This window comes from Pseudomonas sp. BP01 (genome assembly GCF_022760795.1).
Classification (GTDB): Bacteria; Pseudomonadota; Gammaproteobacteria; order Pseudomonadales; family Pseudomonadaceae; genus Aquipseudomonas; species Aquipseudomonas putida_Q.
Genome location: NZ_JAFBKA010000158.1, coordinates 1 through 230 on the forward strand (window position 1 = coordinate 1; position 230 = coordinate 230).

Genomic DNA, 230 nt, shown 5'->3' on the forward strand with positions numbered 1-230 from the left:
TACGACGTTGATAGGTTGGGTGTGTAAGCGCTGTGAGGCGTTGAGCTAACCAATACTAATTGCCCGTGAGGCTTGACCATATAACACCCAAGCAATTTGCTAGCGCAGATTGCGGTGGTGAAGATGACACGAACCGAAAGTTCGCAACAAACCACAAATATCGCATATCCGAATTCGCTGGGCTGTCCATCTGGGCATTCTGGCTACAGAATTTCTTGACGACCATAGAG

The 230-nt window shown here is 48.3% G+C and carries 1 rRNA gene; it reads left to right on the forward strand.

The window, feature by feature from the left end:
* Positions 1 to 80 (forward strand): 23S ribosomal RNA (locus JOY50_RS29450); the annotation flags it as partial.
* Positions 81 to 230: the final 150 nt, after the last annotated feature.